At 71.5% G+C, this 23,247-nt stretch carries 27 protein-coding genes and 2 tRNA genes; 15 read left to right on the top strand and 14 right to left on the bottom strand.

Features of this window, described 5'->3' with window-relative positions; genetic code table 11:
* Positions 1-160 precede the first annotated feature (160 nt).
* The 6 genes from PH203_RS18355 (at position 161) to PH203_RS18330 (ending at position 2,879) form a co-directional block, all read left to right on the top strand.
* Positions 161-685: a hypothetical protein gene (locus tag PH203_RS18355; RefSeq protein WP_289921158.1), complete on the top strand. Its 525-nt coding sequence runs from the start codon at positions 161-163 to the stop codon at positions 683-685.
* A gap of 231 nt (positions 686-916) precedes the next feature.
* Positions 917-1,102: a hypothetical protein gene (locus tag PH203_RS18350; RefSeq protein WP_289921157.1), complete on the top strand. Its 186-nt coding sequence runs from the start codon at positions 917-919 to the stop codon at positions 1,100-1,102.
* A 428-nt stretch (positions 1,103-1,530) separates the two neighbouring features.
* Complete coding sequence (locus PH203_RS18345) at positions 1,531-1,902, top strand: hypothetical protein (protein ID WP_289921156.1); 372 nt, start codon at positions 1,531-1,533, stop codon at positions 1,900-1,902.
* Positions 1,899-2,156, top strand: a complete 258-nt coding sequence (locus PH203_RS18340) for a hypothetical protein (protein WP_289921154.1) — start codon at positions 1,899-1,901, stop codon at positions 2,154-2,156. The genes PH203_RS18345 and PH203_RS18340 overlap by 4 nt, the downstream gene beginning before the upstream one ends.
* A complete protein-coding gene (locus PH203_RS18335) occupies positions 2,153-2,440 on the top strand; it encodes a hypothetical protein (RefSeq protein WP_289921153.1) in 288 nt (95 codons plus the stop codon). The genes PH203_RS18340 and PH203_RS18335 overlap by 4 nt, the downstream gene beginning before the upstream one ends.
* A gap of 184 nt (positions 2,441-2,624) precedes the next feature.
* On the top strand, positions 2,625-2,879 hold the full coding sequence (locus PH203_RS18330; protein WP_289921152.1) for a hypothetical protein: 255 nt from the start codon (positions 2,625-2,627) through the stop codon (positions 2,877-2,879).
* A 65-nt stretch (positions 2,880-2,944) separates the two neighbouring features.
* Here PH203_RS18330 and PH203_RS18325 read toward each other — a convergent pair whose 3' ends face one another.
* Together PH203_RS18325 and PH203_RS18320 are read right to left on the bottom strand one after the other, a co-directional pair.
* Positions 2,945-3,535, bottom strand: coding sequence for a hypothetical protein (locus PH203_RS18325; RefSeq protein ID WP_289921151.1), 591 nt, complete (start codon positions 3,533-3,535; stop codon positions 2,945-2,947).
* 16 nt (positions 3,536-3,551) lie between these two features.
* Positions 3,552-3,860: a hypothetical protein gene (locus PH203_RS18320; RefSeq protein WP_289921150.1), complete on the bottom strand. Its 309-nt coding sequence runs from the start codon at positions 3,858-3,860 to the stop codon at positions 3,552-3,554.
* Positions 3,861-3,965: 105 nt separating this feature from the next.
* Between PH203_RS18320 and PH203_RS18315 the strand changes: the two genes are divergently transcribed.
* Positions 3,966-4,718 carry a GntR family transcriptional regulator gene (locus tag PH203_RS18315; protein WP_289921148.1) on the top strand — a complete coding sequence of 251 codons (753 nt, stop codon included), beginning with the start codon at positions 3,966-3,968 and terminating at the stop codon, positions 4,716-4,718.
* A gap of 234 nt (positions 4,719-4,952) precedes the next feature.
* Here the strand turns inward: PH203_RS18315 and PH203_RS18310 are convergent, their stop codons facing one another.
* The 7 genes from PH203_RS18310 to PH203_RS18280 all read right to left on the bottom strand — a co-directional run bounded on the left by PH203_RS18310 (position 4,953) and on the right by PH203_RS18280 (position 9,309).
* The gene (locus tag PH203_RS18310) at positions 4,953-5,321 is read right to left on the bottom strand and encodes an HNH endonuclease signature motif containing protein (protein WP_289921147.1); all 369 of its coding nucleotides are present in this window, start codon (positions 5,319-5,321) and stop codon (positions 4,953-4,955) included.
* Positions 5,318-5,692 carry a hypothetical protein gene (locus PH203_RS18305; RefSeq protein WP_289921145.1) on the bottom strand — a complete coding sequence of 125 codons (375 nt, stop codon included), beginning with the start codon at positions 5,690-5,692 and terminating at the stop codon, positions 5,318-5,320. The genes PH203_RS18310 and PH203_RS18305 overlap by 4 nt, the downstream gene beginning before the upstream one ends.
* Positions 5,693-5,884: 192 nt before the next feature.
* Positions 5,885-6,544, bottom strand: coding sequence for a hypothetical protein (locus tag PH203_RS18300; RefSeq protein ID WP_289921144.1), 660 nt, complete (start codon positions 6,542-6,544; stop codon positions 5,885-5,887).
* A complete protein-coding gene (locus PH203_RS18295) occupies positions 6,544-7,059 on the bottom strand; it encodes a hypothetical protein (RefSeq protein ID WP_289921143.1) in 516 nt (171 codons plus the stop codon). Before PH203_RS18295 ends, PH203_RS18300 begins: the two co-directional genes overlap by 1 nt.
* Positions 7,060-7,180: 121 nt before the next feature.
* Complete coding sequence (locus PH203_RS18290) at positions 7,181-8,317, bottom strand: AAA family ATPase (protein WP_289921142.1); 1,137 nt, start codon at positions 8,315-8,317, stop codon at positions 7,181-7,183.
* A complete protein-coding gene (locus PH203_RS18285; protein ID WP_289921141.1) occupies positions 8,307-8,783 on the bottom strand; it encodes a hypothetical protein in 477 nt (158 codons plus the stop codon). The genes PH203_RS18290 and PH203_RS18285 overlap by 11 nt, the downstream gene beginning before the upstream one ends.
* Positions 8,784-9,105: 322 nt before the next feature.
* On the bottom strand, positions 9,106-9,309 hold the full coding sequence (locus PH203_RS18280) for a DNA-binding protein (RefSeq protein ID WP_289921140.1): 204 nt from the start codon (positions 9,307-9,309) through the stop codon (positions 9,106-9,108).
* Between the two features lie 130 nt (positions 9,310-9,439).
* Between PH203_RS18280 and PH203_RS18275 the strand changes: the two genes are divergently transcribed.
* Both PH203_RS18275 and PH203_RS18270 read left to right on the top strand, forming a co-directional pair.
* Positions 9,440-9,991, top strand: a complete 552-nt coding sequence (locus PH203_RS18275; RefSeq protein ID WP_289921139.1) for a helix-turn-helix transcriptional regulator — start codon at positions 9,440-9,442, stop codon at positions 9,989-9,991.
* Positions 9,984-11,153: a site-specific integrase gene (locus PH203_RS18270; RefSeq protein WP_289921137.1), complete on the top strand. Its 1,170-nt coding sequence runs from the start codon at positions 9,984-9,986 to the stop codon at positions 11,151-11,153. Before PH203_RS18275 ends, PH203_RS18270 begins: the two co-directional genes overlap by 8 nt.
* 89 nt (positions 11,154-11,242) lie before the next feature.
* On the opposite strand, the gene PH203_RS18265 is transcribed toward PH203_RS18270, so the two are convergent.
* Positions 11,243-11,318: transfer RNA gene (locus tag PH203_RS18265), tRNA-Arg, on the bottom strand.
* A 189-nt stretch (positions 11,319-11,507) separates the two neighbouring features.
* Positions 11,508-11,598: transfer RNA gene (locus tag PH203_RS18260), tRNA-Ser, on the bottom strand.
* A 170-nt stretch (positions 11,599-11,768) separates the two neighbouring features.
* On the opposite strand from PH203_RS18260, the gene PH203_RS18255 reads away from it, so the two are divergent.
* Positions 11,769-12,230, top strand: coding sequence for an SSI family serine proteinase inhibitor (locus tag PH203_RS18255; RefSeq protein WP_289921136.1), 462 nt, complete (start codon positions 11,769-11,771; stop codon positions 12,228-12,230).
* A 254-nt stretch (positions 12,231-12,484) separates the two neighbouring features.
* Positions 12,485-17,209: a PAS domain-containing protein gene (locus tag PH203_RS18250; RefSeq protein WP_289921134.1), complete on the top strand. Its 4,725-nt coding sequence runs from the start codon at positions 12,485-12,487 to the stop codon at positions 17,207-17,209.
* Positions 17,210-17,355: 146 nt separating this feature from the next.
* Here PH203_RS18250 and PH203_RS18245 read toward each other — a convergent pair whose 3' ends face one another.
* The 3 genes from PH203_RS18245 to PH203_RS18235 form a co-directional block, all read right to left on the bottom strand.
* Entirely contained in the window at positions 17,356-17,958 is a 603-nt protein-coding gene (locus PH203_RS18245) for a nucleotidyltransferase family protein (protein WP_354671251.1), read from the bottom strand.
* Positions 17,958-18,389, bottom strand: a complete 432-nt coding sequence (locus tag PH203_RS18240; protein ID WP_289921131.1) for a hypothetical protein — start codon at positions 18,387-18,389, stop codon at positions 17,958-17,960. The genes PH203_RS18245 and PH203_RS18240 overlap by 1 nt, the downstream gene beginning before the upstream one ends.
* A gap of 170 nt (positions 18,390-18,559) precedes the next feature.
* Entirely contained in the window at positions 18,560-19,558 is a 999-nt protein-coding gene (locus PH203_RS18235) for a bifunctional DNA primase/polymerase (protein WP_289921129.1), read from the bottom strand.
* A 349-nt stretch (positions 19,559-19,907) separates the two neighbouring features.
* Here PH203_RS18235 and PH203_RS18230 point away from each other — a divergent pair, with 349 nt between their 5' ends.
* From PH203_RS18230 to PH203_RS18215, 4 genes are all read left to right on the top strand, one after another.
* Complete coding sequence (locus PH203_RS18230; protein ID WP_097266095.1) at positions 19,908-20,222, top strand: hypothetical protein; 315 nt, start codon at positions 19,908-19,910, stop codon at positions 20,220-20,222.
* 335 nt (positions 20,223-20,557) lie between these two features.
* Complete coding sequence (locus PH203_RS18225) at positions 20,558-21,535, top strand: bifunctional MaoC family dehydratase N-terminal/OB-fold nucleic acid binding domain-containing protein (RefSeq protein WP_289921128.1); 978 nt, start codon at positions 20,558-20,560, stop codon at positions 21,533-21,535.
* Complete coding sequence (locus PH203_RS18220) at positions 21,522-21,983, top strand: MaoC family dehydratase (RefSeq protein WP_289921127.1); 462 nt, start codon at positions 21,522-21,524, stop codon at positions 21,981-21,983. The genes PH203_RS18225 and PH203_RS18220 overlap by 14 nt, the downstream gene beginning before the upstream one ends.
* Positions 21,980-23,146 (top strand): lipid-transfer protein, encoded by a 1,167-nt coding sequence (locus PH203_RS18215; protein ID WP_289921126.1) that lies wholly within the window; start codon positions 21,980-21,982, stop codon positions 23,144-23,146. Before PH203_RS18220 ends, PH203_RS18215 begins: the two co-directional genes overlap by 4 nt.
* Positions 23,147-23,247: the final 101 nt, after the last annotated feature.

The following is a 23,247-nucleotide window of genomic DNA, read 5'->3' as shown; positions in this document are numbered from 1 at the left end:
ACCCCCGGTTCGGTGGGGGACACCCTCGTGCCCAAGGGCGCGCGACGAGATCGTTGAACCCAGCTGATCCGGGCTGAAGCCGACGTGAAACCCCACTGAATCCGGGCCCGGGTCAACTGAGTTCCGTCAGAAACTCGCGACCCGCCCGGAAGGAACCGTCATGGAGACGCAGCGCACGGAAACCAAGCCGGTGGGCCCGCTCGCCTCCTTCGTCCGGTTCGTGGTGTGCGGCGGCGGGGTCGGCGTCCTGTCCAGCGCCGCGGTCCCGCTGCTGGCGATGCTGATGCCCTGGGCGGCGGCGAACGCGGTGATCACGATCGCGTCGACGCTCCTGTGCACCGAGCTGCACGCCCTGTTCACCTTCGGCACGGGCCGCCGCGCGGGGCTGCGCCGCCACCTTCAGTCGGCCGGTTCGGCGACCGCCGCCTACGTGGTGACCTGCACCGCGATGTTCGTCCTGCACGCGGTGCAGTCCTCGCCGAGCCTGGTCTGGGAGCAGGCCGTCTACCTCGGCGCCTCGGGCCTGGCGGGCATCGGCCGGTTCCTGGTGCTGCGGCTCTTCGTCTTCGCCGGCGGCGGCCGGAAGCAGGACGAGAACCGGAAGCAGAAGGAGAAGACGACGGCCACGGTCCGCCCGGTGCAGGCCGACCACGTCCGACGCGGCAACCTCCTGCTCGCCCGCTGATCCCCTCCGACAACGCTGGAGTCCGGCTCAAGGGGGGCTAGCCACCTACTGCGGTACGGCTAGCGCCACCCCCGGTCCGGTAGGTCCCTCCATGGCGTCGGCAGGGCGGCGGGGGCATCGTGGAAGACAGAGAAAAACAGAGCAACACAGGAACGGACGCACGGACGCACGGACGAACAGGGCACCAGAGGATCCGCGAGGCACAGACCCCCTTCCCGGAAGGAAGATCCCATGATCTCGCTGCCGTCTCCCGAGCAGAACACCACCTCCCACGAGAGCGAACTCGCCCCGCTGCTCACCGTCTGGGACCAGACCCACCCCGCCACCGCCGATCCCGAGTGGCGCCATCTCCTGGACGAACTGGTCCATCCCCGGACCACGGAGGCGTTCCAGCGCCTGGCGGGAGCCGCAGCTTGAACCCGAACGTTCTTGACCACCCCGCCCAGCGCGCAAGAGGCCCCGGAGAAACCCGCCGGGGCCTCTTCTCGTACCGGCCGCCTCTACGCGGGCGCGGCACTCACCCTGATCTCCGTCGCCGTCATGGCCGTAGCCGCGTATCAAGCCAAAAGCCAGAGGCCCTGTGGATTGCTCCACAGGGCCTCTGGCTTGCTGTGCACTCGGCAGGATTCGAACCTGCAACCTTCTGATCCGTAGTGATCCGAAAGCCGTCCGGGCCGTCCATGCCGTCCGGGACGCTGCGCCCCAAGTCCAGGTCACAGGCTCGCCGTACCGACCCTCCCACGCCGTTTGTGAGACGCGTGTGAGACGCGGCGGCGCCGCCCGGTGATCGCAACACCGGACGGCGCCTTGATCCAGAACCCTTCGTGATCAAGGAGTCCAGACCCATGCAGAACCGTACCGAGTCCGGGGAGGCGCGCGAGTTGCGCGTGCTCCTGGCCGCCGTCCTCGAGGCCCTCGATATCCCCCACCCCGCGACCGTGGGCGACGCGGAGACCCACGACCGCATCCTTCTCAACCGCGTCATGGACGCTCGGGTCGCCCTCGAAGGCGCTCTACAGCGTGGCGACAACCCGGGATGGTCCGCTGACTACCTGCGGGCTCGGCTCGGCGAGAAGCCGGCCACCGGCTACCGAGCCGCGGGCCACGCGCGCGCCGAGCAGGAAGCGGAAGCCGTCCGGCGCTCGGTTGACGCTCAGTTCCCCGCCGTGGCTGCGTTCCTCGCCCGCGACCGCGCCGAGCGGGGTGAGGGCCGATGACCGCGCTCCAATACGTGCTGCTGCTCCTGGTCCTCGTGCTGGCCGTCGCGTTCGTGTGGCTGTGGCGGCGCGTGCTGCTCCTCGAACAGCAGGCGGACGCCTTCCGTGTGGGCCTCGATGGTGTGCGCGTCGGACTGCGCAAACACGCCGAGACGGACCACAGATCGCGGCTCCTGGTCATCGCGGACCGGCCTACCGAAGAGTCGGCAGAGCTCATGAAGGCTCAGGCCGTGGAGTGGGGGTGGGAGGTATGACGCAGACCGCTGAGCGGCGCCTGGCGGTGGCCGAGCGGCAGCTGTCCGAGCTGCGCATCGAGGTGGCCAAGCTCAACGTCCTCGTCGGCGTCCTGATGCAGGCGGACCGTCCGGCGGACGCGAATGTCGAACGGGTCGCGCAGGCTGCCGCGACGTTGTTCGAAGCCTCGCCGCGGCGTGGCGGCCGCCGGCATCTGCGCCTCGTCGACGACGCCAGTGTCGACGGCCAGTTCCTCGACGAAGGCCTGCGCCGCGTGCGTGCCGCGCGAGGTGAGGGCCGGTGAGGAGTCGACGGTTCCCGGTGCCCCGCCCGACCGAGCGCAAGGCCCTTGAGCGGGTCGCACGGCGACCGGCGCCGGACGTACCGGCGGCGGTGCTTCTCGCCTGCCTCACGGTCGCGTACGCGACCGGTGACCGGCATGGCGTGCGGCTGTTCTCTCGCGCTCTGGCCCGTCAGGGGGTGGGTCGGTGAGCGGTACGCCGACCGTGGTGTCCGTGCGGATGACGGACCAGTTCGCCGCGGACCTCGAGGTGTTGCAGCGCGGCGGCATGAGCGCGTCCGACGCGGTCCGCCATGCGGTGCGGCTCATCGCTCAGGGCCAGGGCACGGCCGAGAGGCTGGCGCAGAACGACGGCGGCCGGCGGCCCGGCGCCCTGTCCATCCCGACCGGTGCCCTGTACGGGCGGCGGGCACCGTATGACGGGCGTGACCAGGGCGTATGACGCGAAAGGCTCCGGTCACCCCCGCGTGGCAGCAGGATGGGTGACCGGAGCCGTCAATGGGCCGCTCAGGGCCTCTCAAGGGCGCCCTCGAGCGCGCGTTTCCCTGCCGCGATCAGCCGCGCCACATTCAGCGGCGTGCACAGCACCGCTGCGGACGGCATCGGGACCGACCAGTACGAGGCGTAGGCCCGCGGGTTGTGCTCCACGGCATCCAGCTTCGGCACCCCCAGGTAGGTACCGCGGCCGAGGCAGTCGACCCCCAACGGGCGCCAGTCGTCGGCCGCTTGGCGCCATCGCTCGGGCATGCTGCCGGGCACGAGCGCGTAGTAGCGGTGCTGGTACATGTCGCAGATGACGGGGCCGCCGTCGAGGACCTCGTCAAGGAAGCCGTCGACGTCCGCGGGTACCGGGGTGCCGGCCACGGCGAGCACCAGGCGCCCGGGGAGGCGGACGGCAGAGAACAGGGTCCCCAGGGGCAGCAGCGCCACCTTGCCCGGCTCCGACCATTCCCGGCGCGCCTTCTCGGGGGCGGGGTGTGTCGACAGGAGCCAGTGTTCCGTGGCCAACTGGCGGTCCGCGTGGGTGTGCACGAGCACCCCGGATTCGGGTTCGACCGGCCGCAGTGCCGGGGTACGCGGTCGGGCAGTACGTTTCATGGGTCGACGTTCCTTCTCAGCGTTGGCCGCGCCCCGGGAGGCCAGCACCTCGCCGGGGCCTTGTCGTGGGGCTGGGCGGGGCAGAGGCCAGCGGGGCCGTCTCGGACGTGACCGAGGCCCACACGCGTACCTGTCCGCTGGCGTCGCTGCTGCCCCAGCGGTCCGCGGAGGCCAGCACGCCGAGGAGGGCTTGCCAGATCTCCTCACCGACCGGGGCCGGTACGGATACGCGCAGATGGGTCGGGTACTCGTCGATCTCCGCAGCGCTTCCCGTGGCGCGCTCCATGTCGGTGCGCAGTTCTGCGGCGCGTAGGCGGGCAGGCATGACGGAACCCCCGAGACTCATTGAGGAGAGTCCAACTCATCTCGAAGAGTAGCTGGGAACCTCGTACTCTGTCAGGTGCGTCACACCCGAACCACAGGAGGCCCCGTGGCTGCCCCGGCGCCGTACCTCGCCATCGCCGAGGCCCTACGCGAACGGATCGCCGGCGGTGAACTCGCGCCCGGAACCCGCCTGCCGTCCGTCGCCGAGCTCGGCCGCGAGTACGGCGTCTCACCCTCGGTCGGCGCCCGCGCCTACTCCGTCCTCGCCCAAGACGGTCTCGTCATCTCCCGCCACGGCGCCGGCCACTACGTCCGCGGCCCCGAGCCCGCCGAACTCCTCGTACGTCGGCACCGACGCCTCTCCGAGGACTCCCCGTTCGCCCAGGGCGCCGCCGAGCAGGGCACCGAGGGCACATGGCGGCACGAGTCCGTCACGGCGGCCGCGGACGCGCGCACCGCCGCGCGCCTGGACGTCGCCGAGGGCGATCCCGTCATGCGCACCGAGTACGTCTACCTCGCCAACGGCGAGCCCGTGCAGCTGGCCACGTCGTGGGAACCGATGGCGGTCACTGGACAGTCGATGATCGTGCTCCCCGAGGCGGGCCCGTACGCCGGCGTCGGCGTCGCCGCACGCATGCGCGTGATCGGCATCGAGGTGGGCGAACCTGTCGAGCGGGTACGGGCGCGCGGCGCGACGCGCGCCGAGGCGCAGCAACTCGGCACGAATCCCACCGCACCGGTGCTCGCAATCGAGCGCACCTACTACGACCAAGCCACCGGCCAGCCGGTGGAAACCGCGGACATCGTGATGCGGGGCGACCGCTGGGTTGCGATCTACGGGCAGGCCCCGCGCGTGTAACGGTATTAGGCGTCTGACCTGCGGCGATTCGAAGTGTGACAGGGGTCGAAAGGCTGTGTGCCGTTCTGCCGTTTCCGGGGTCGGATCACCCCGGCGGGGCGCTGGTCGGCACTGACGAGCCCCGTGGGGCCCCGAGGCGGGCTGTTCTCCGGAACCCGTACAGGGCGCGAGTTGCTATGCCGCACCGTTCCGGAAAATCGGGGGTGGGCGGGGGCACCCCGCCACCCCCTTCGGTCAGTACGGCGGCGGCTCTCGCTCGGCATCGGTGAGCAGACCAGGATGCGGCTCGCGTGGTCGTTCGCGGCTCGGCATCGGTCCGCGTGCGGCGCGTGCCTGGATGGCGGTGCGCTTGCGGTGGTGGTAGCCGCACAGGATGCGGATGTTGTCCAAGCTGTGGTCGTCTCGGTCGCCGATGTGGTCGGCGTCGGTGCCTCGTTCGGGGCAGCGTTGGCCGTCCTCGATCCATGTGCACTGGTTGCCGTCGCGCTGCATGGCCTGTGCTCTGAGCTCTTCCCAGTTGGCGGGAAGCGGTGTGGTGCGGCGGGCGGTGGCGGACAGGGCGCGGGGGCGGGGGGTGTTGCCGGGGCGGCGGGGTGGGCTCATGGGCGGGGCTCCAGTCGGTGGATGTACTCGCCCTCGATGTAGAGCAGGGCGCCGGGGCCGAAGTCGTCGGCGATGTCGGCGAGTTCCTGCGCTTCTTCGCGGGCGTCGTCGGCCTTCCACTGCCACACGTCGGTGAAGTAGCGGGCGATCAGGTCGGCGTACGTGGCGGGGGTGAGGTCGGGGCGGTCGACGACTTCAACGAGCGTGGTTGCGGCGTAGCTGGTGACTCCGGCCCAAGAGCGTTCGCACCCGCAGGCGCCGTGTTCTCCGGCGCCGCAGACGAACGGGCGGATGACGAGTTCTCCGGCCACGGTGTGGACGAATCCGCCATCGCGGGGGTCTTCACCGCGGGGTGCGGCGAGTACGAGCATGGGGGTATCTCCTTGACGTGGTGGGCGCCCCCTGGCCGCGGGTGGACCAGGGGGCGCGGATGGAGTCCGGGCGGGGCGCTGGAAGGTCTGTGGCGGGCAAAGGTGGGCCCGGGTGCCTCGCTTCCATGGCTCCACGCTGGCGCGGGCACGTGCGCCGTGGTGGTGGCTTTGACGCCCCTGCCCGGGGGTCTGTCAGGCGGTGGCTTCCCTGGCCGCGTGGGCGAGCAGGGACAGGATGTCGGCGGGGTTCATCTCGTTGCCCTGCACGTTGATCCTGATGAGGTCCTGGCGGACGCCGCCTTGTGGCCACATGACGCTGTGGCCGGCGGAGGCTTCACCGCGGGCGTAGGCCAGGGCCCGCTTGAGCCACTCGTCCTCCCCGGCATGCTGGGCGAGTTCGGCGATCGCGGTGCTGGCGTCGGCCAGGGCGGCGGCGAGCCGCTCGCCTGCGTCCTGGCGTACGTCGTGGCCGCGGGTCTGAGCCCACTCCTGCATGTCCGGTTGGGCGAGGCGCCGGCGGAGGTCGGACCACACCTGTGCGAGTGCTTCGGCGGCCACCAGGGCGTTGCTGTGCGCGTCTTGGAGTGCTTCGCGGGCCGTGGCCTCGCCCTGGGGGCCGGGGTCCGTGCGTCCGGCCCGGAGGGCGGCGGCGCGGGCCTGGATGTCCGTCTCGGCTGCGGTGGTCACGGCCTTCTCTGCGGCGGTGTGCTCGGCCACGCGCTCGTTGTAGGTGGTGAGCATCGTGCGGTACTCGTCGATGAGGGGGGCCGCGGGCGAGGTGTCGAGGAAGGCGGGGATCAGGCGGCGGGGGCCTGCGGGCTTGGGAAGCTGCGTGTTCGTCGTGGTGGTCATCAGGCGAGTCCGTTCATTTCGTCGTGGATCTGGTGCAGTTGGGCGGCCTTGAGGCGTCCGGCACGTCCCCAGTCGCCTGCCTTCTCGGCGGCGGCGATCTGCTGCGGGATGGTCGGCTCGGGCGGCGCGAGGAGTTGCCCGGGCGCGTGCAGCTGCTCAACCGGCGTACCGGCGGCCGCTGCGGGGGCGTCCTGCGCGGGGGGCTGCGGGGCGTTGAGCATGCCGACGATGCCGGGGCCCGGGTCAACGGGCGCGGTGGGCATCGCGGCGGGGCGCAGGGCTTCGCGGGGACGCCCCGGGTAGGTCTGCCCCGGGGACGGCTCGGCGCCCTGTGCGGTGGGCTCGGCGACGGCGGCCGGTACCGCCTCGGGCTCGGGCCGGTACCGGCCGTTGTGGTCGGTACGGGCCGACCGCTCGAGCAGCATCGCGGCCTTCAGCCGTCCGGCCTCTCGCCAGTCGCCGGCCTGCTCGGCCGTGGCGATTCGCTCGGCGAGCGAGGGTTCAGGGGTACTCATGGTGATCTTCCTTTCGATCGTCACTCTCTGTTCTCAGATGCCGCGCTCTTGCGCCTCTCGTGCCTCTCGCGCCAGCACTCAGGGGTTGGCGCGAGAGGCACGAGAGGGCGCGAGAGGGGGTTCACGGGTCGCCTTCAGTCACGCTGAGTGTCCAGACCCAAGCCTTCTTCTCGCCGAATCCGGACTGTCGGGAGGTCACCCCGAGACGGGACCGGGCGCGTTGGAGCGTGCGCTTGGCGATGCCGTCGCGCTCGGCGTCCCTGAAGACATCGCGCGTTGCTGCCTCGCCGCCGGCGTCGGTGAGGTAGCCGCGCAGCCACTCGGCAGCCTCGTCCCGCTCGCTGATCTCCTCGCGGTCGACGGGCGCGGCCAAGGTGTCCTCGACGGTGCGCTGAGACACTCCGGTGAAGGTGAGGCGACCGACGTTGGCCATGCCCTTCGGGGTGGGCACGTCGTAGCCCTCGATGCGGTAGGCGAGGGAGGGCAGGTCGAGGCGCCCGAGGCTGTTCTTCGTCTGCGTCATCACCTGCATGTCGCTCTCGCCGTCGCGCGCGAACGCCAGGACGGCACGGGCGAGATCCTTGAAGGCGCCTGAGCCGGTGATGAGCTGCGAGGCATCCGTGCTCGTTCCCTTGTTGAAGTGCGCGATGCCCAGCGTCAGGGCCTTGGTCCGCTCCGCCATTCGCACGAGGGGCTCGAGGGCTTGGCGCACGTCCTGGGAGCGGTGGGCGTCGACCCGGCTGCCCAGGGTGGACATGAGCGGGTCGACGATGAGCGCGGCAACGTCGTACTCATCGATGGCGAGGGCCAGAGGCTCGATGTCCGCGGGCAGGCAGATCATCGTCTCTCCGGTGATCAGCCGTCCGTCCTCGAACCGGGTCGTCTCGACGTCGACGCGGTAGACGCGCTCGAGATCGGCGTCTGCCGCGATGAGACGCGGTACGAGGGTGCGGGACCACGAGTCCTCGACGGCCGCGTAGAAGACGTTCCGGGGGCGGCCGTGGAAGGTACCCGGGAGCTGCCCGCGCGAGAGCCTCGCGGCAAGCCAGATACCGAACGACGACTTACCGGTGCCTTCGCGGCCTGCGGCGAGGGTGAGTGCGCCGGCGGGGATGCGTCCGGCGCCCGGCTCGGGCTCCCATGCCCAGATGACGGGTTCGGGCTCGATCGCCGCGGCGGGGGTGAGCTTGATACGGCGTGGCGCGGGCAGTTCGGGGAGTCCGTTCGCCAGGCCGTGGACGGTGGGGTCAGTGGTCACGAGCGGGGCCGTTCTGCGGGGCGTTGGTGGGGCGGTCGACCTGGTGGCCGTCGACGAGGTGCCGGTACCAGCCGGGGCGCCCGGGGATGGCGACCGGCGGCCAACCGGCGGTGGCAGTCACCTCGCGCGCGGGGCCACGTACGGCGCGGCGGCGGATCTCCTCGGCGGTGGGCCTGAGGGCGATGTCCCGCGCGATGCTGGACGCGTACGCGTTCGCCTCGGCGTAGATCTCACGGCGGTATGCCTCGGGGTCCTCCTCGGCGAGCCTGTCCAACCGGGCCTCCTCGTCGACCTGCCGCCGATACGCCTCGGCGGCCGTGATGATCGCTGCGACCTTCCGGGGGTCGCCCGGGGCCAGGCGCAGCCACACGAGGGAGCCGTAGGCCGGCGGTTCGCCGTCCACACAGCCGAGAAGGCTCGACACCTGGGCTTGCGCCCACAGTTCGGCGACATCGCCCGGAGACACCCCGGACGGCGCTACGCTGACCGTCGCAGTCCCACCGCTCGCCGCGAGGACTTCCCGAGAAGGGCCTGTTTGCCGCAGGCCCTTCTCTGCGTTCCAGGTCATGCCGCTGGCTGCCCTTCCCCCGACAACAGGCGTACGAGGTCGGCAGTGATCACGACGCGGCGTCGCCCGAACTCGAGGGTCCGTATGGGCGCCGTACCGCGCTTGATCTGCTCGTACAGCTCCGACCGACTGCACCCCAACGCGAGGGCTGCCTGAGGCACGCGCACAGTGGCCGGCCAAGACTGGACCTCAGCGAGCGTCGGCCTTGCTTCGCCCCCCGTCATGCCGCACCGCCTTGGCTGACGGTGCGCTCCTGCAAGAACCGCTCGATGGCGGCACGGCGGTACAAGACGCGTCCGGCTTTGGCGGGAGACGTCTTGATGTAGTCGGGGCCAGTGCCCGCCCACCGCCAGTTGGCGAGAAGCTGCACGTTCAAGCCGTACTCGGCTTGCACCTGTGTGGGCTTCAGTAGTTCGTCGGGCATGAGCCACGCTCCTCTTCTCGGAACATGTGTTGCACGTTAGCATCATCTGTTGTTAGATAGACCCATGACCAAGATGATAAGGGCCAGTGACGGGATTACAAGGAGATCTTTGCTCCTTACCCTGGCTCCCATGACTGAGCAGCAGAAGGGCCGGCGCGCCATCGAGGTAGGGCCCACGGGCAAGACTGTGGCGGTGAACCTGGCCCGTCTGCGTGATCGGCGCGGCCTCACCACGCGCCAACTGTCCGGAGCCTTGGAGCGCGTCGGGCGCCCCATCCCGCCATCGGGCATCACCAGGATGGAGAAGGGGGAGCGGGTCGTCACGGCCGACGATCTCGCCGCGCTCGCTGCCGTCTTGGGCGTCTCGCCATCGGCGCTCCTGGTACCGCTCGCCGATGAGCCGACCGCGTCCGTCGACGTCACGGGCGCTGGTGAGGTGCCTGCTGTCGATGCGTGGCAGTGGGCGAACGGACAGCGTCCACTGAAGCTGACGCCCGGCAAAGAGCAGACGGAACTGCTCGAGCATCAGTTGTTCGGCATGCCTCAGTGGCTGCGCAGCTACCGCACCGAGCTGCACGAGCGGGTGTCGGCGGACTTCCCGGGGCAGATCGAGACGGACCCTGCTACGGGGCTGCCGGTGATCGTACTCAGGCGTGATCCGGACGGCGGCACCGATGGCTGATCCGATCAAGAAGATCACGCTGGCGAGCGGGAAGGTGCGGTACCGGTTCGTCATCGATGTCGGGCTGAACCCGGATACGGGCAAGCGCAAGCAGGTGACGGGCACCTTCGACACGGTGACGGAGGCCAAGAACGAGTACGCGCGTCTGCGTCACGAGCGCGCGGCGGGAACGCTGGTGGTGCCGTCGAAGATGACGATGGCGCACCTCGTCAACGCGTGGCTGAAGGAGGCCACCGTTGACGTGGAGGCGGCCACGAAGCGTTCATACGAGGACGCGATGCGGTACGTACGGACCAGGCTCGGCGACAAGCCGGTGCAGGAGGTGACGACCGCGGACGTCCAAGAGCTCATCGAGTGGATGCTGACGAGCGCGCGGCGGATCGGCGGGAAGCCGGGAACGGGCCTGTCCGTGCGCACGGTTGACCTCACCTTGGGACGGTTGCGGGCGGCGCTGAACATGGCGATACGTGACCGCCTGGTGGTGCGGAACGTCGCCGACTACGCGAAGGTCCCGAGGCAGGCCCGCAAGGAGGACAAGGCGCGCCGACGCGCACGGAAGCCGTGGAACGAGGACGAGGTGAAGGCGTTCCTCGCATACTGCGCGAGCGGTCGGCTGTACGCGGTGATGCTCCTCAGCCTGATCGGTCTGCGGCCCGCGGAGGTGTGCGGCCTGCGGTGGGTCGACATCGACCTTGAGGCCGGCACGCTCTCTGTGGAGTGGACGCGCACGCTCGTCGCCGGCGTCGTCATCGAGAAGGACGCCAAGTCGACCGCCGGGGAGCGCGGGCTTCCGTTGCCCGCGCCGGTGCTCGCCGCGCTGAAGGTGTTCCACCGGCGCCAGGCGAAGGAGAGGCTCGCCGCTGGCGAGGGCTACAAGCCGTCGGGGCGCGTCGTCGTCGACGAGCTCGGCGCCGCGGTGAAGACGGACTGGCTCCGGCGCCGGGCGTACGAGTTGATGGAGGCGGCGGAGGTGCGGCGGGTGAGGCTGTACGACGCGCGGCACGCGTGCCTGTCGTGGATGGCGAACAACGGCGTCCCCGACACCGTGGTGAGCGCATGGGCCGGACACGCAGACCTGAGCTTCACGAAGCGGACCTACGTGCACCCCGATCCCCAGTCGCTGAAGGCGGGTTCAGACAGGCTCGCCGATCTCCTCGGCTGAGTCCTCGAGCGGGATGTGAGAAACCGTGAGACGACACGACAAAGGCCCCGATCCGCCGGAGCGATTCGGAGCCATTGACCTGGCACTTCTGGTGCACTCGGCAGGATTCGAACCTGCAACCTTCTGATCCGTAGTCAGATGCTCTATCCGTTAAGCTACGAGTGCTTGTTTTGTTTTCCCGCCGTTCCTTGCCCTTCCGGGCCGCTCGCGGCGACAGGAAGAACATTACATGACTGCCGCCGCCATGTGAAATCCGTTTGCCGCACCCCTTGTGACCTGCGGAAACAGCCCGATGGGCCGTTAGTGACAACGACGAAGCCCCGGTCGGTATGACCGGGGCTTCGTGATCAAGCGCGGAGGCGGAGGGATTTGAACCCTCGATGGGCTTTAAGGCCCAAACCGCATTAGCAGTGCGGCGCCATAGACCGGACTAGGCGACGCCTCCAGCACAGCCGCCCGCGCGAGCGCGAGTGGTGCGTGCAGATGATGACACAGTCGAGCGTGGTGTCACCAATCGCCTCCCACGGTACTAGGCAGGCAGGCCGCAGAGCAAAGCCCTTCCCGGGGTGAGGCGCGGTCGCGCAACCGGGGGAAGCGGGGCGCGTTAGTCAGGTCATGCTCCAGTCCTCCCGGCTCGCCCGGTTCCTCGTCCTAGGTGTCTCCTCGCTGGTCGCCGCCGGTCCCCTCACCGCCGCACCCGCCTCCGCGCACTCCCTGATGCCGCCGCCCGCGCGGGACGACGACCGTGCCGGGGACCACCTCACCGTCACCGTGCGGAACGCGGGCGGCGGCCGGGACGGCACGTTCGAGCTGTACTGCCATCCCGGCGGCGGCACACACCCCGACGCCGGCAGCGCGTGCGCCGCGCTCGACCGGGGTGCGCGCTGGGGCAAGGACGCCTTCGCGCCCGTACCGGAGCGGAGCATGTGCACGATGCAGTACGGCGGGCCCGCCACCGCGCATGTCACCGGGACCTGGGCCGGGCGGCCGGTCGACGCGTCGTACGACCGCAGTGACGGGTGCCAGATCGCCCGCTGGGACCGGCTCGTGCCCGTCCTCCCCGACATGGGCCGGTAGGCGTGCCGCACCGGGGTTCCTGTCCCGCAAGGGTTTCCACACAGGCGATTCATGGCGGAAACGGGCTTCCGGGAAAGAAGCAGGTAGCCGTCGTACGGGCACACGTTCTACTTCACTTCGTCGTGCGACCTCCCTCTCATCCGGGGCCCCGGCACAACCGCTGCCTTTAGACTCCCTCGCGTGACACGTCGCGGGCCGGTTGGCAAGATGGCCCGAGCGGTCGGCAAGGTGCGGTAACAGGGAGGAAGCGTCTCGTGAGCAGCAGGCCATCCCGAGGCGCTGCTCGCCTCGCAGCCATACTCGACGCGCTTCCCGATGCGTTGGTGCTGGTCAACGCCAACGGGACCGTCGTGAACGCCAACACCATCGCGCTCGAGGCCTTCGAAGCGCCGGGTACGGCACTGGTCGGGCGCGGGCTGCTCGATCTGCTGCCCGAGTTCGACTCCAAGCTGATCCCCGGGTCCATGCGGCGGCCCGATCACATGGATCCGCGCGGCCAGACCAGGCCGACGCGGATGATCGCGCGCCGGACCGACGGGGTCGAGTTCCCGGTCGAGGTCACCAGCGCCAACCTCGAGAACGGCCAGCAGGCCTACGACAACTACGGCTACGGCGGCGACGAGCTGCTGATGCTCGTCGTGCGGGACCTCACCGGAACCGTCGACACCGAGGCCGAGCTGGCGCGTTCGCAGCGGCAGACCGAGATGATCCTCCGCGCGGCCGCGGAAGGGGTCGTGGGCACCGACACCGACGGGCGGATCGTGCTCGTCAACCCGGCCGCCGCGCAGATACTCGGCTACCGGGCCAGCGACCTCGGCGGCCGCGAGCTGCACGACGTCATGCTGCACTCCCGCGCGGACGGAACGCCGTTCCCGTACGCGGAGTCCCCGCTCGCCGACACCCTGCGCTCCGGGCGCAAGCACCGGGTGCGCGGGCAGGTGGTGTGGTCGAAGAAGGGCGACAAGGTCTCCGTCGACCTGACGACCGCGCCGGTGCGGGACGGGGACCAGCTCGTCGGTGCCGTCATGACCTTCACCGACCGGCGGCCGTACGACCAGCTCGCGCAGGAGAAGGACGCCGCCGAGAAGACGCACGCGGAGGAGCTGGAGCGGCTCTCCGAGGACCACGCCTCCGAGCTGACCGCCCTGCGCCAGCAGCACGTCCGCGAGATCGAGGAACTCCAGGAGCGGCACGAGGAGGAACTCGCCGCGGGCGAGGAACGGTATGCCTCGCTGGGCGAGCGCGAGAAGGATCGCTACGAGGCGCTCGCCGGACGGCACGAGCAGCTTCTGACGCTGCTCGGCGCCTCGCTGCGCGGGCCGCTGGACGAACTGCGCCGTGAACTCGCCACCCTCGCCGCCGACGACGCCGGGCAGCTGTGGCCCGAGGCCAACCAGGTCCTCCACCATCTGTCCGCCGGGTACTCGCGGATCACCCAGCTCATCGACAACGTCCTCGCCTACCAGCGGCTCGACGCCGGCACCGACGGCATCACGCGTACCAAAGTGATGCTCGACGCGGTCGTCGCCGCGGGTGTCGACGGGGCCGTGGAGCTCATCGGGCCCGGGCGGGTGCAGTTCGCCGTGCACGCCCCGCCCATCGAGGCCGAGGTCGACCCGCAGCTGCTCGCCCGCGCCCTCGCGCATCTCGTCGCGGACGTCGCCGGCGTCGACGCGACCGGCAACTCGCCGGTGTCCGCGGGCGGGTACATGGACAACACCGTCGTCGTGGCGGCGGCGCAGCGCGGCGAGGTCGTACGCATCGAGGTGCGCGGGCCGTACGCCGGCGGGGACCCGGTGCACGAACCGATCGTGCGCGGGATCGTGCGCGCCCACGGTGGTGTGCTGCAGACGCATGAAGTGCCGGGGATGAGCGGTAACGCGTACGTCCTCGAAGTGCCCATCGGGGGCGGGGCGGGGGCCGTACCGGCCCCGGGCCCGGCCGCGATCGAGCCCGCGCCGGCCACCGACACGGACGGCGGAAGCGGCGGACGCCGGCGCGCTCGCCGGTCGTCCGTCGACGCCTTCCTGGAGGCCGAGGACGTGCCGGGCGGTCAGCCCGAATCCGGCTCCGGTGGCTCCGGTGGCTCCGACGGGGGCGAGGGATCTCCCACCGGGCGGCGCAGGAGGCGTACGGCGGAGGAGGCGGCGCCCACTCCGGCGCAGGCCGCGGTGGAGCCGACGGGCGGCGGCACCGGGCGGCGGCGCGGCAGGCCTGCCGAGGGCGCCGGCGCGGACGTGGCCGACGGGATCGACGTGACCGACGGGATCGGCGAGGACGCCGGTGCCGTCGAGGGCGTCTCCGAAGGGGCCGTCGTCACCGCCGCCGAGTATGCCGCCGGTACCGCGGCCGTGGGGAGCGGACTGGGCGGGACCGTGCCGCCGCAGGGCGTGCCCGGGCCCGGCGGGGGGCGTCGCGCCCGGCGTGATCAGGGTTCCGCCGCCGTCGAACAGCATGCGCTGCCGCCTGCGCTGCCCGCAGTGGCGTCCGGCGATCCCGCCGCCGTCCCCGTCCCCGCCGCCGAGAACGGCGGTGCCCAGCCCACCGGACGCCGCCGTCGCGCCCTCGCCGCCGCGAACGAACGGGCCGCCGCGCAGGAGGCCGCACCCCGCGCGGTGTTCGCGCTCCCGCCGGCCGAGGCGGATCGGGGGGCGGGCGGTACGGAGGGGCCGGGCGCGGGTCAGTTGGTTGCCGGCGGGCAGGTTGCGCAGGGCGGGCAGGTGCCGGGGCAGCCGGTTGCCGCTGGGCAGGTTGGCCCGGCCGGGCAGGTGCCGGGACAGGCGGCCGCGACCGGGCAGGTGCCGGGACAGGCGGCCGCGACCGGGCAGGTGCCGGGGCAGGCCGGCGTGCCTGCGCAGGCGGCCGGTGCTCAGGCCGGTGCTGCCGGGCAGGGGACGGTTCAGGGGCAGACAGGCGGGCCCGCGCAGGTTCCGGGTGGGCAGGTGGCCGTGCCCGGGCCGGTGCCGGGAGGGCAGGTCGCCGTACCGGCGCAAGTGCAGGGGCAGATCGCCGTACCGGGACAGGTGCCGGGGCAAGTTGCCGTTCCGAGGCAGGTGCCGGGGCAAGTACCGGGACAGGTTGCCGTGCCTGGGCAGGTGCCGGGTGGGCAGGTTGCCGTGCCGGGTGGGCAGGTTGCCGTCCCCGGCCAAGTACCGGGGCAGGTGGCCGTACCAGGGCAGGTGCCTGGGCAAGGCTCGGTGCCCGTGCAGGTGCCCGGTGTCCAGGTGGCCGTGCAGGTGCCTGGGCAGGCCGGTCCCGTGGCCGGGTTGGTCGACGACGGTCGGCATGACGCGGTGCCGCACGATCAGTCCGGGGATCACACTCCCCCGCAGCCTCACCCGGCGAGCGCGCCCACCGGGCGTCGTCGGCGGGCCGTGGCGCAGTCGGCGGAGGCCGGTGGGACTTCGGGGCAGGGGATTCCGGCCCAGCAGATGACCGGGCAGGTGACCGGGCAGGGAACCGCGGGACAGGGGATTCAGTCGGCGGCCGGGCAGCCGGTCGCGCCTCAGGGGCAGGCGCCGCAGGGGCAGGCACCGCCTGTTCAGGCGGGGGCCGCGCAGGCGCCCCAGCCCGCTGCCGCGCAGCACTCCACCGGGCAGGCCGCGTTGCCCGCGCAGGCCCCGTCCGGCCAGACCGTCGCCCGACAGCCGCTTCCGGCCGAGGCGGCTACGGGTCAGGCGGCGGCTCAGGGGGCCTCGGCGGCCTGGTCCGGTGCCGGCGACACCGGCTCCGTACCGGCGAACGTCCCGCAGCCCGCCGCCGCTCCGGTGCCGCCCGGCACCGCGCTGCCGTCCGAGGGGGCCGCGCGGGCGGCGCAGCCGTTGCCCGAGGGGGCCGCGGCCGCCGCGGCGCCCGTCGACCCGAACTCGACGCAGGGGCGGGCCATCAGCGTGCGGACGCTGGGGCAGGGCGTGCCGTTCACCCGGCAGGCCGCGCAGGTGCAGCAGCCGCAGCCGCAGCCGACGGCGACGCCCGCGCCGCACCAGCCAGGCGGTGGCGGCCGCCGCCGCAAGCTCGGCACGCCGCCCGACCCGGCCGCCGGACGCCCGCATCCGACGGGCGAGCAGACACCGGCCCAGCCCCAGCCGTCCCTGGCCGGGCAGTCCCGGCTCGCGCAGATGACGGAGGGCACCGGACGGTCGTACGCCATAGGAGCACCGGACGAGAATGCCGCCGAGGGGCCCGAGCCGCTGGACGGTCCCGGCGGGGCGGTGGAGGTCGCCGACCCGCCGCGTCCGCAGCCGATGGACGACGAACTGCCGCCGGAGCCGCTGGACAACCCGCGACGGCTGCTGGTGTGGCCGGCGCCGGACGTGACGACCCAGCAGGCGCTCAGCGACCGCGGGTACCGGCCCGTCATCGTGCACTCGCGTGAGGAGGTCGACGCGCAGATCGCGGCCTTCCCGGCGGCGCTGTTCGTGGACCCGCTGACCGGGCCGATCACCCGGACCGCGCTGCAGTCGCTGCGGCAGGCCGCGGTGGCCGCCTCGGTGCCGGTGATGGTGACCGCGGGACTCGGACAGGCGACGCGCGAGGCGGCGTACGGCGCCGACCCCGCCGTACTGCTGAAGGCGCTGGCGCCGCGCGACAGTGAGCAGCATCCGCCGCGGGTGCTGCTGATCGAGGAGCACGCGGAGATCGCGCTGGCGCTGACCGCGACGCTGGAGCGGCGTGGGATGCAGGTGGCGCGGGCGGCGAGTGACGCGGACGCGGTGACGCTGGCGGGGCAGTTCCGGCCGAACCTGGTCGTGATGGATCTGCTCCAGGTACATCGGCGGCAGGCCGGGATCGTGGACTGGCTGCGGGCGAACGGGCAGCTCAACCGCACGCCGCTCGTCGTCTACACCGCCGCCGTCGACCAGGCGGACCTGCCGCGGCTGGCCTCCGGCGAGACGGTGCTGTTCCTGGCGGAACGGTCGACCAGTGCCGAGGTACAGGCGAGGATCGTGGATCTGCTGGCGCGGATCGGCACCAACTGACCGTCGGTGGGGGGCGGTTGGTGCCGGGGTTCGTCGGGGTCGGTCAGGGTTCGTCGTACTCGGTGACGTCGGGGCCGGGGGACGTTGGAGTCGGGTGACGTCGGGGCTGGGGGACGCCGGGGCTGGGTGTCATCCGGTTCGGACGTTCATGACGGCCAGTCCAGCACGGTCAGTTCAGGCCACTGCCGCCGCCAACGAGCCGCCTTGGCCTCGTAGACCTCCCGCGGGGCGAGAACCGGGTTCGGCCGTACGACGAGGGCGAACACGTCGGACAGCCCGTGCGGGGCGTAGATCCGCCACTGGCCTCCGGGCTCCAGCCGTACACCCAGACAGCAGGTCGTCGCGGCGAAGCAGTCGATCGCGGCCTCGGTGGAGGCGTGCGGGGCGCACGGGACGCCGAACTTCCGCTCGTACCAGAGATGCACGCGCGCCTCGTTGCGGATCTCCACCTCGGCGGGCAGCCCGGCGAAGACCTCCACACCCGCCCTGATCACCGCGTCCTCCGCTTCCCAGGACAGATCACGGTCGTCGAAGTAGAAGACGTCGTAGTCCTTGATGCCGTGGGCCGGGGGCCTGTCCGTGACCACGTTCCACACGGTCTGGAACAGGCACCCCGCGGTCAGGTACCAGCCGGGCAGTTCCAAGGACGCGGTCCTGTCCAGCACCTCCAGCAGGACCTCGTTGCGCGAGAGCACGGACCTGAGGGCGGCTGGCTGTCGATCCAGCGGGAGACGGCCGACGTCTGCCACTACAGCTCGTAGTCCCGCGCCAGTTCGTCCCAGGCCAGGTCCCGCAGCGCCTCCTCCGCATCGCACCCCGACGGCACCTCGGTGGTGGGCTGGAACCAGACGACCGCGAGGGCGGAGCGGTGCAGGACCGGATCGAGGGCCGGATCGAGGGCTGTGGAGCGGAAGCGGCCGACGCAGGCGACCGACGGCATGACCTCGACCGGTCCGAACGCTCCGGCGTACTGGTCCGGGTATTCGCGCGTGGGCGGGACCAGATGGACCGGCGTGGACGGGAACTCCTTCTCGGCCGAGTGCAACAGGCCCCGGATCTTCATCTCGTTGACCACCCGGCAGGGGTAGCCCTCCAGCATCCCGCCGTACGTCGAGGAGAACCTCAGGTCGGAGAGGTCGAGTTGGCGGCCGGTGGTGAGGACGACACGGGCGAGTGACATGGTCGGCACTTTAGGGCGGTGGTGCATCGAGCTCCCCTGGATTTCCTGGCCGACGCCGTTCGATGGTCGATCGTTGATGGTCGATCGTTGATGGTCGCTGTTCGCTGTTCGCTGTTCGATGGTTGCTGGTTGCTGGTCGATTTCACGGTCAACGGCTGTTCTTGTGGCGCCTACGGCCGATGCCCCGTCATCCGCGCCGCCGACGCGATCGTCGCCCGAGCCTCGCGCTCGGTCAGGCCGGTGTTGAGGGCCGCGTCGACGAGAGGGGCCACGAGGGCGGGGCCGATGCCGTCCTCGTAGGCGCGGCAGGCCGCCCAGAACAGGCGGGTGTTGCGCTGACCCTCGTGCGCGGCGAGGACGAACTGGACAAGGCCCTGGCCGTGGTCGCCGGCCGACGTGGGCGTGGGGTGGTAGGTGCGGGGCGGAGGGAGGAGGAGCCGGAGCAGGGCCGGTGGGCAGGCGGCCGGAGCCAGGTGGGCGGTGCCCGGCGCCGTCGCGTACACGCCCTGGTCGGTGCGGGAGCCGGGGCCGACGAGGTAGCCGCCGGCGCCCCGGATGTCGATGCCGGGGGCGAGCCGGCCGGCCGAGTTGGGGACGACGACGTCGGGCGGGCCGCTCAGCCAGAGGTGGCGGCCGCCGGACGGGGTCAGTACGACGACCGTGGCGGGGATCGTGAACAGGTGGCGCAGGGCCAGCTCGCGCAGGGCGGCCGAGGAGTCCGTACCGGATTTGGTGTCGAGGTCGACGCCGATCAGGTGGTGGGGCGGGAGGCCGCACGCGATGCCGTAGCCGGTCGCCCAGGGGGCGGCGGCGAACAGGGCGCGGATGCGGTCCGGGTCGGTGGAGGCGTCGTAGACCCCGTGGCCGAAGCGGCCGCATTCGCCGTGGCAGGGAGGGGGTGGGGACAGGGGTGAGGCCGGGGGTGAGGCCGGGGACCGCGGCGAGGGCTGAGGCGGGGGTTCAGGGGTGTCGTGGGGTGCGGGCGCCGAGGTGTCGCGGCCCGCGGGTCCAGGCGCCTCACGGTGGGGCGCCGCTGGCTCGTCGCGGTGCGGTGAACGCAGGGCCGGGAGCTTCGTCCGGGACAGGGGGATGACGGCCAGGCCGCGCTCGGCGGCTGACAGGGCGTGTGCGAGGGCCAGCGTCGTGGCCTGCCGGTCTGTGGTGGCCATGACTCTATTTTCGTACACCTGTTCGAGAAAGGGAAGTGTATTCCGGGGCGACTCGCCGAGCGGGGCGGGTTGGCCGGAAAAGCGCCGAAACGCTTCACCCCTTGGGGCGCTTGAGTGCGTTATGCCCCGTACCACCCCTACCTGCTGCTCAACGTCGCGAAAGGGGTTTATCGACTTGTCCTCACGCTTCAGGGGGAATAGCCGCTTCCGGGGTGGTTCGCCGGGGATTCGGTGGGCAACTCTGGTCTCGCGACGTCGTGAACAACCCCGAGGCGGTCGGCCAACCACCTTGGAAACAGCCTTACTTGACGTACTTCCGGCTAGGAAGCCGGGTTCTGGAGGAAGAAACATGGCAAGCATCCGTACCGCCCGCGTCATCGCCGCCGTCTCCGCCCTCCCGCTCGCCGCCGCACTCTTCACCGGCGTCGCGGCGGCGGACAACGGCGGCTTCGCGGACGACGGATCGAACGCGGGTGTCGCGAGCATCGTCGGCAGCGGCGTCGGTGGCACCAACAACGGCAACTCGTCCACCACGCAGCAGAACGCGGTCGGCTCCGGCGCCTCGAACCAGAGCAACACCGCACAGGTCAACGGCTCCGCGTTCACGGCCATCAACCAGGGGAACGACAACACGTCCGTCAATTTCACGCCGCTGTGGTGGTGACCCGGTGATCTGAGGGCCGCCGCTCCGGCGGCGGCCCGGTCTCCGAGGGGTGTCCTTCGGCGGGTGTGCTTTGTGGAATGTGCTTTGTGGGGTGTGACGCGTCTGCGCGGCGGTGCTTCGGCATCGCCGCGCAGGCGTTTTCGCGCAGGCGCTTTCGCGTGCGGGCCGTGGACCTGGAGGGGCGTCCCGCCGTCCGCCTTGACAGCGCACGATATCTGACGGACAGTCAGAAATCTTCGCGGAACGGGTGGGAACCCGGGCGGGGGCCACGGTGTACCAGAAGTGTCAGAACGCGACGGGCGGGACCAAGCGGACGAGATGTACGAGGGGGCACCATGGCCGACGACCTGGAGCTGCTGCTGAAGACCTACGAGGGCCGGCCCGCCGCCGTCTCCGGCACCGGCAAGGACCCCGTCAACGTGCCCATGATCCGGCACTGGTGCGAGGCGATGGGCGACACCAACCCGGCGTACAGAGGCCCGGACGCCATCGCCCCGCCCACCATGCTCCAGGCCTGGACCATGGGCGGCCTCTCCGGCCATACGGGCCGCTCGTCGTCCTACGACGAACTGCTCACCCTCCTCGACGAGGCGGGCTGCACCTCGGTCGTCGCCACCGACTGCGAGCAGGAGTACGTCCGCCCCCTGCGCCCCGGTGACGAGATCACCTTCGATGCGGTGATCGAGTCGGTGTCGCCCCGCAAGACGACGAAGCTGGGCACGGGTTACTTCGTGACGACCCGCATGGACATCCGCGTCGGCCCCGACCTCGCGGGCACCCACCGCTTCCGCATCCTCAAGTACGCCCCGGCGCGGCAGCCCGGCGGAACCCCCCAGGAGCAGGAGCCGGCCAAGACCCCGCGCCGCCCCCGCCCCGTCGTCAACCGTGACAACGCCGGCTTCTGGGAAGGCGTCCGCCGGCACCGCCTCCTCATCCAGCGCTGCACCGCCTGCGGCACCCTGCGCCACCCCTGGCTGCCCGGCTGCAACAGCTGCGGCCACCCGGACTGGGACACCGTCGAGGCGAGCGGCACCGGCACGGTCCATTCGTACGTCGTCATGCACCACCCGCCCTTCCCGGCTTTCACCGCGTCTGATCATGCCGCTGGCGCGGCGGGCCCCTACGCGGTGGGCCTGATAGAGCTCACGGAAGGGGTGCGAATGATCAGCAATGTGACCGGCGTGCCGTACGACAAGGTGCGGATCGGCATGCCGGTGCGGCTCGAATTCAAGGAGTACGACGAGGAGTTGGTGCTGCCCGTGTTCCGCGCCGAGGAAGGCTCGCACGAGGGGGTGTCCCATGCGGCCCGGTGAGCAGCTCCCGCCGCTGGAGATCCCGGTGACCCGCACGCTGATCGTCGCCGGTGCCCTCGCCTCCCGCGACTACCAGGACGTCCACCACGACGCGGAGCTGGCCCGGGAGAAGGGCTCCCCGGACATCTTCATGAACATCCTGACGACCAACGGCCTGGTCGGCCGCTACATCACGGACCACTTCGGCCCCACGGCGGAGCTGCGCCGCGTCGCCATCCGTCTCGGAGCGCCCAACTATCCGGGGGACACCATGGTGTTGACCGGGACCGTCGAGGAGATCGCCGGCGAGACGGCGACCGTGCGCGTGGTCGGGGAGAACGGCATCGGCAGACACGTCACAGGCACGGTGACCGTCACCCTGCCCTCCGACGCCTCCGACGCCTCCGGCCCCTCCGACACCGCCGGTCCCTCCGATCCCGCCAGCCCCTCAGAAGGAGGCCCGGCATGAGCATCCGCGCCCGGGACACCCTCGGCGGCCGTGCCGCGATCGTCGGGATCGGGGCCACCGAGTTCTCCAAGGACTCGGGCCGCAGTGAGCTGAAGCTGGCCGTGGAGGCGGTGCCGGCCGCGCTGGACGACGCGGGGCTGACACCGGCGGACGTGGACGGGATGGTGACGTTCACGATGGACACCAGCCCGGAGATCACCGTGGCCCAGGCCTGCGGGATGGGTGAGCTGTCCTTCTTCTCCCGCGTCCACTACGGCGGCGGTGCGGCCTGTGCGACGGTCCAGCAGGCGGCGCTGGCCGTGGCGACGGGCGTGGCCGAGGTGGTGGTCTGCTACCGCGCCTTCAACGAACGGTCGGGGCGCCGCTTCGGCTCCGGAGTGCAGCACCGGGAGCCCTCCGCGGAGGGGGTCGCGCTCGGCTGGTCCCTGCCGTTCGGGCTGCTCACCCCGGCCTCCTGGGTGGCGATGGCGGCCCAGCGCTATCTCCACACCCACGGTCTGACCCCGGAGGCGTTCGGGCATGTGGCGGTCACCGCCCGCAGACACGCGGCGACCAACCCGGCGGCGTACTTCCACCAGCGCCCGATCACCCTCGCCGACCACGCGGCCTCCCGCTGGATCGTCGAGCCGCTCCGCCTCCTCGACTGCTGCCAGGAGACGGACGGCGGCCAGGCCCTGGTCGTCACCACTCCCGAGCGGGCCCGCGATCTGCCGAACCCGCCGGCGATCGTGGTCGCGGCGGCCCAGGGCGCGGGCCGGGCCCAGGAGCAGATGACCAGTTTCTACCGCGACGACCTGACCGGCCTGCCCGAGATGGGCGTCGTGGCCCGTCAGCTGTGGCGCACCTCGGGACTCACCCCGGCCGACATCGACGTGGGGATCCTGTACGACCACTTCACGCCGTTCGTGCTGATGCAGCTGGAGGAGTTCGGGTTCTGCGGGAAGGGGGAGGCGGCGGACTTCGTGGCCGGGGAGCGGCTGCCGCTCAACACCCACGGGGGGCAGCTGGGGGAGGCGTATCTGCACGGGATGAACGGGATCGCGGAGGGAGTGCGTCAGATACGGGGGACGGCGGTGAACCAGATATCCGGCGCAGACCGGGTCCTGGTGACGGCCGGGACGGGAGTGCCCACGTCGGGGCTGGTGCTCTCCGGGGACGACTGAGGCCGCGGCAGCGGTCCTGGCTGCGAGGACGGTGTACTTCTCAGGGGTCGTCCCGCAGTACTGGGGGCCCACTGCTCCACCCTCAGGAGGTGGAGCCACCC

Origin of the sequence: Streptomyces sp. S.PB5 (assembly GCF_030403745.1) — a bacterium.
Classification (GTDB): Bacteria; Actinomycetota; Actinomycetes; order Streptomycetales; family Streptomycetaceae; genus Streptomyces.
Note: the sequence above shows the minus strand (reverse complement) of the source record. Positions and strands in the feature narration are given on the sequence as shown.

Bases quoted from the DNA above. Each gene is read 5' to 3' on its own strand.
- PH203_RS18355 (WP_289921158.1), top strand. From the start codon at position 161: ATGGAGACGCAGCGCACGGAAACCAAGCCGGTGGGCCCGCTCGCCTCC.
- PH203_RS18350 (WP_289921157.1), top strand. From the start codon at position 917: ATGATCTCGCTGCCGTCTCCCGAGCAGAACACCACCTCCCACGAGAGC.
- PH203_RS18345 (WP_289921156.1), top strand. From the start codon at position 1,531: ATGCAGAACCGTACCGAGTCCGGGGAGGCGCGCGAGTTGCGCGTGCTC.
- PH203_RS18340 (WP_289921154.1), top strand. From the start codon at position 1,899: ATGACCGCGCTCCAATACGTGCTGCTGCTCCTGGTCCTCGTGCTGGCC.
- PH203_RS18335 (WP_289921153.1), top strand. From the start codon at position 2,153: ATGACGCAGACCGCTGAGCGGCGCCTGGCGGTGGCCGAGCGGCAGCTG.
- PH203_RS18325 (WP_289921151.1), bottom strand. From the start codon at position 3,535: ATGAAACGTACTGCCCGACCGCGTACCCCGGCACTGCGGCCGGTCGAA.
- PH203_RS18320 (WP_289921150.1), bottom strand. From the start codon at position 3,860: ATGCCTGCCCGCCTACGCGCCGCAGAACTGCGCACCGACATGGAGCGC.
- PH203_RS18310 (WP_289921147.1), bottom strand. From the start codon at position 5,321: ATGAGCCCACCCCGCCGCCCCGGCAACACCCCCCGCCCCCGCGCCCTG.
- PH203_RS18305 (WP_289921145.1), bottom strand. From the start codon at position 5,692: ATGCTCGTACTCGCCGCACCCCGCGGTGAAGACCCCCGCGATGGCGGA.
- PH203_RS18300 (WP_289921144.1), bottom strand. From the start codon at position 6,544: ATGACCACCACGACGAACACGCAGCTTCCCAAGCCCGCAGGCCCCCGC.
- PH203_RS18295 (WP_289921143.1), bottom strand. From the start codon at position 7,059: ATGAGTACCCCTGAACCCTCGCTCGCCGAGCGAATCGCCACGGCCGAG.
- PH203_RS18280 (WP_289921140.1), bottom strand. From the start codon at position 9,309: ATGCCCGACGAACTACTGAAGCCCACACAGGTGCAAGCCGAGTACGGC.
- PH203_RS18275 (WP_289921139.1), top strand. From the start codon at position 9,440: ATGACTGAGCAGCAGAAGGGCCGGCGCGCCATCGAGGTAGGGCCCACG.
- PH203_RS18270 (WP_289921137.1), top strand. From the start codon at position 9,984: ATGGCTGATCCGATCAAGAAGATCACGCTGGCGAGCGGGAAGGTGCGG.
- PH203_RS18255 (WP_289921136.1), top strand. From the start codon at position 11,769: ATGCTCCAGTCCTCCCGGCTCGCCCGGTTCCTCGTCCTAGGTGTCTCC.
- PH203_RS18240 (WP_289921131.1), bottom strand. From the start codon at position 18,389: ATGTCACTCGCCCGTGTCGTCCTCACCACCGGCCGCCAACTCGACCTC.
- PH203_RS18235 (WP_289921129.1), bottom strand. From the start codon at position 19,558: ATGGCCACCACAGACCGGCAGGCCACGACGCTGGCCCTCGCACACGCC.
- PH203_RS18230 (WP_097266095.1), top strand. From the start codon at position 19,908: ATGGCAAGCATCCGTACCGCCCGCGTCATCGCCGCCGTCTCCGCCCTC.
- PH203_RS18225 (WP_289921128.1), top strand. From the start codon at position 20,558: ATGGCCGACGACCTGGAGCTGCTGCTGAAGACCTACGAGGGCCGGCCC.
- PH203_RS18220 (WP_289921127.1), top strand. From the start codon at position 21,522: ATGCGGCCCGGTGAGCAGCTCCCGCCGCTGGAGATCCCGGTGACCCGC.
- PH203_RS18215 (WP_289921126.1), top strand. From the start codon at position 21,980: ATGAGCATCCGCGCCCGGGACACCCTCGGCGGCCGTGCCGCGATCGTC.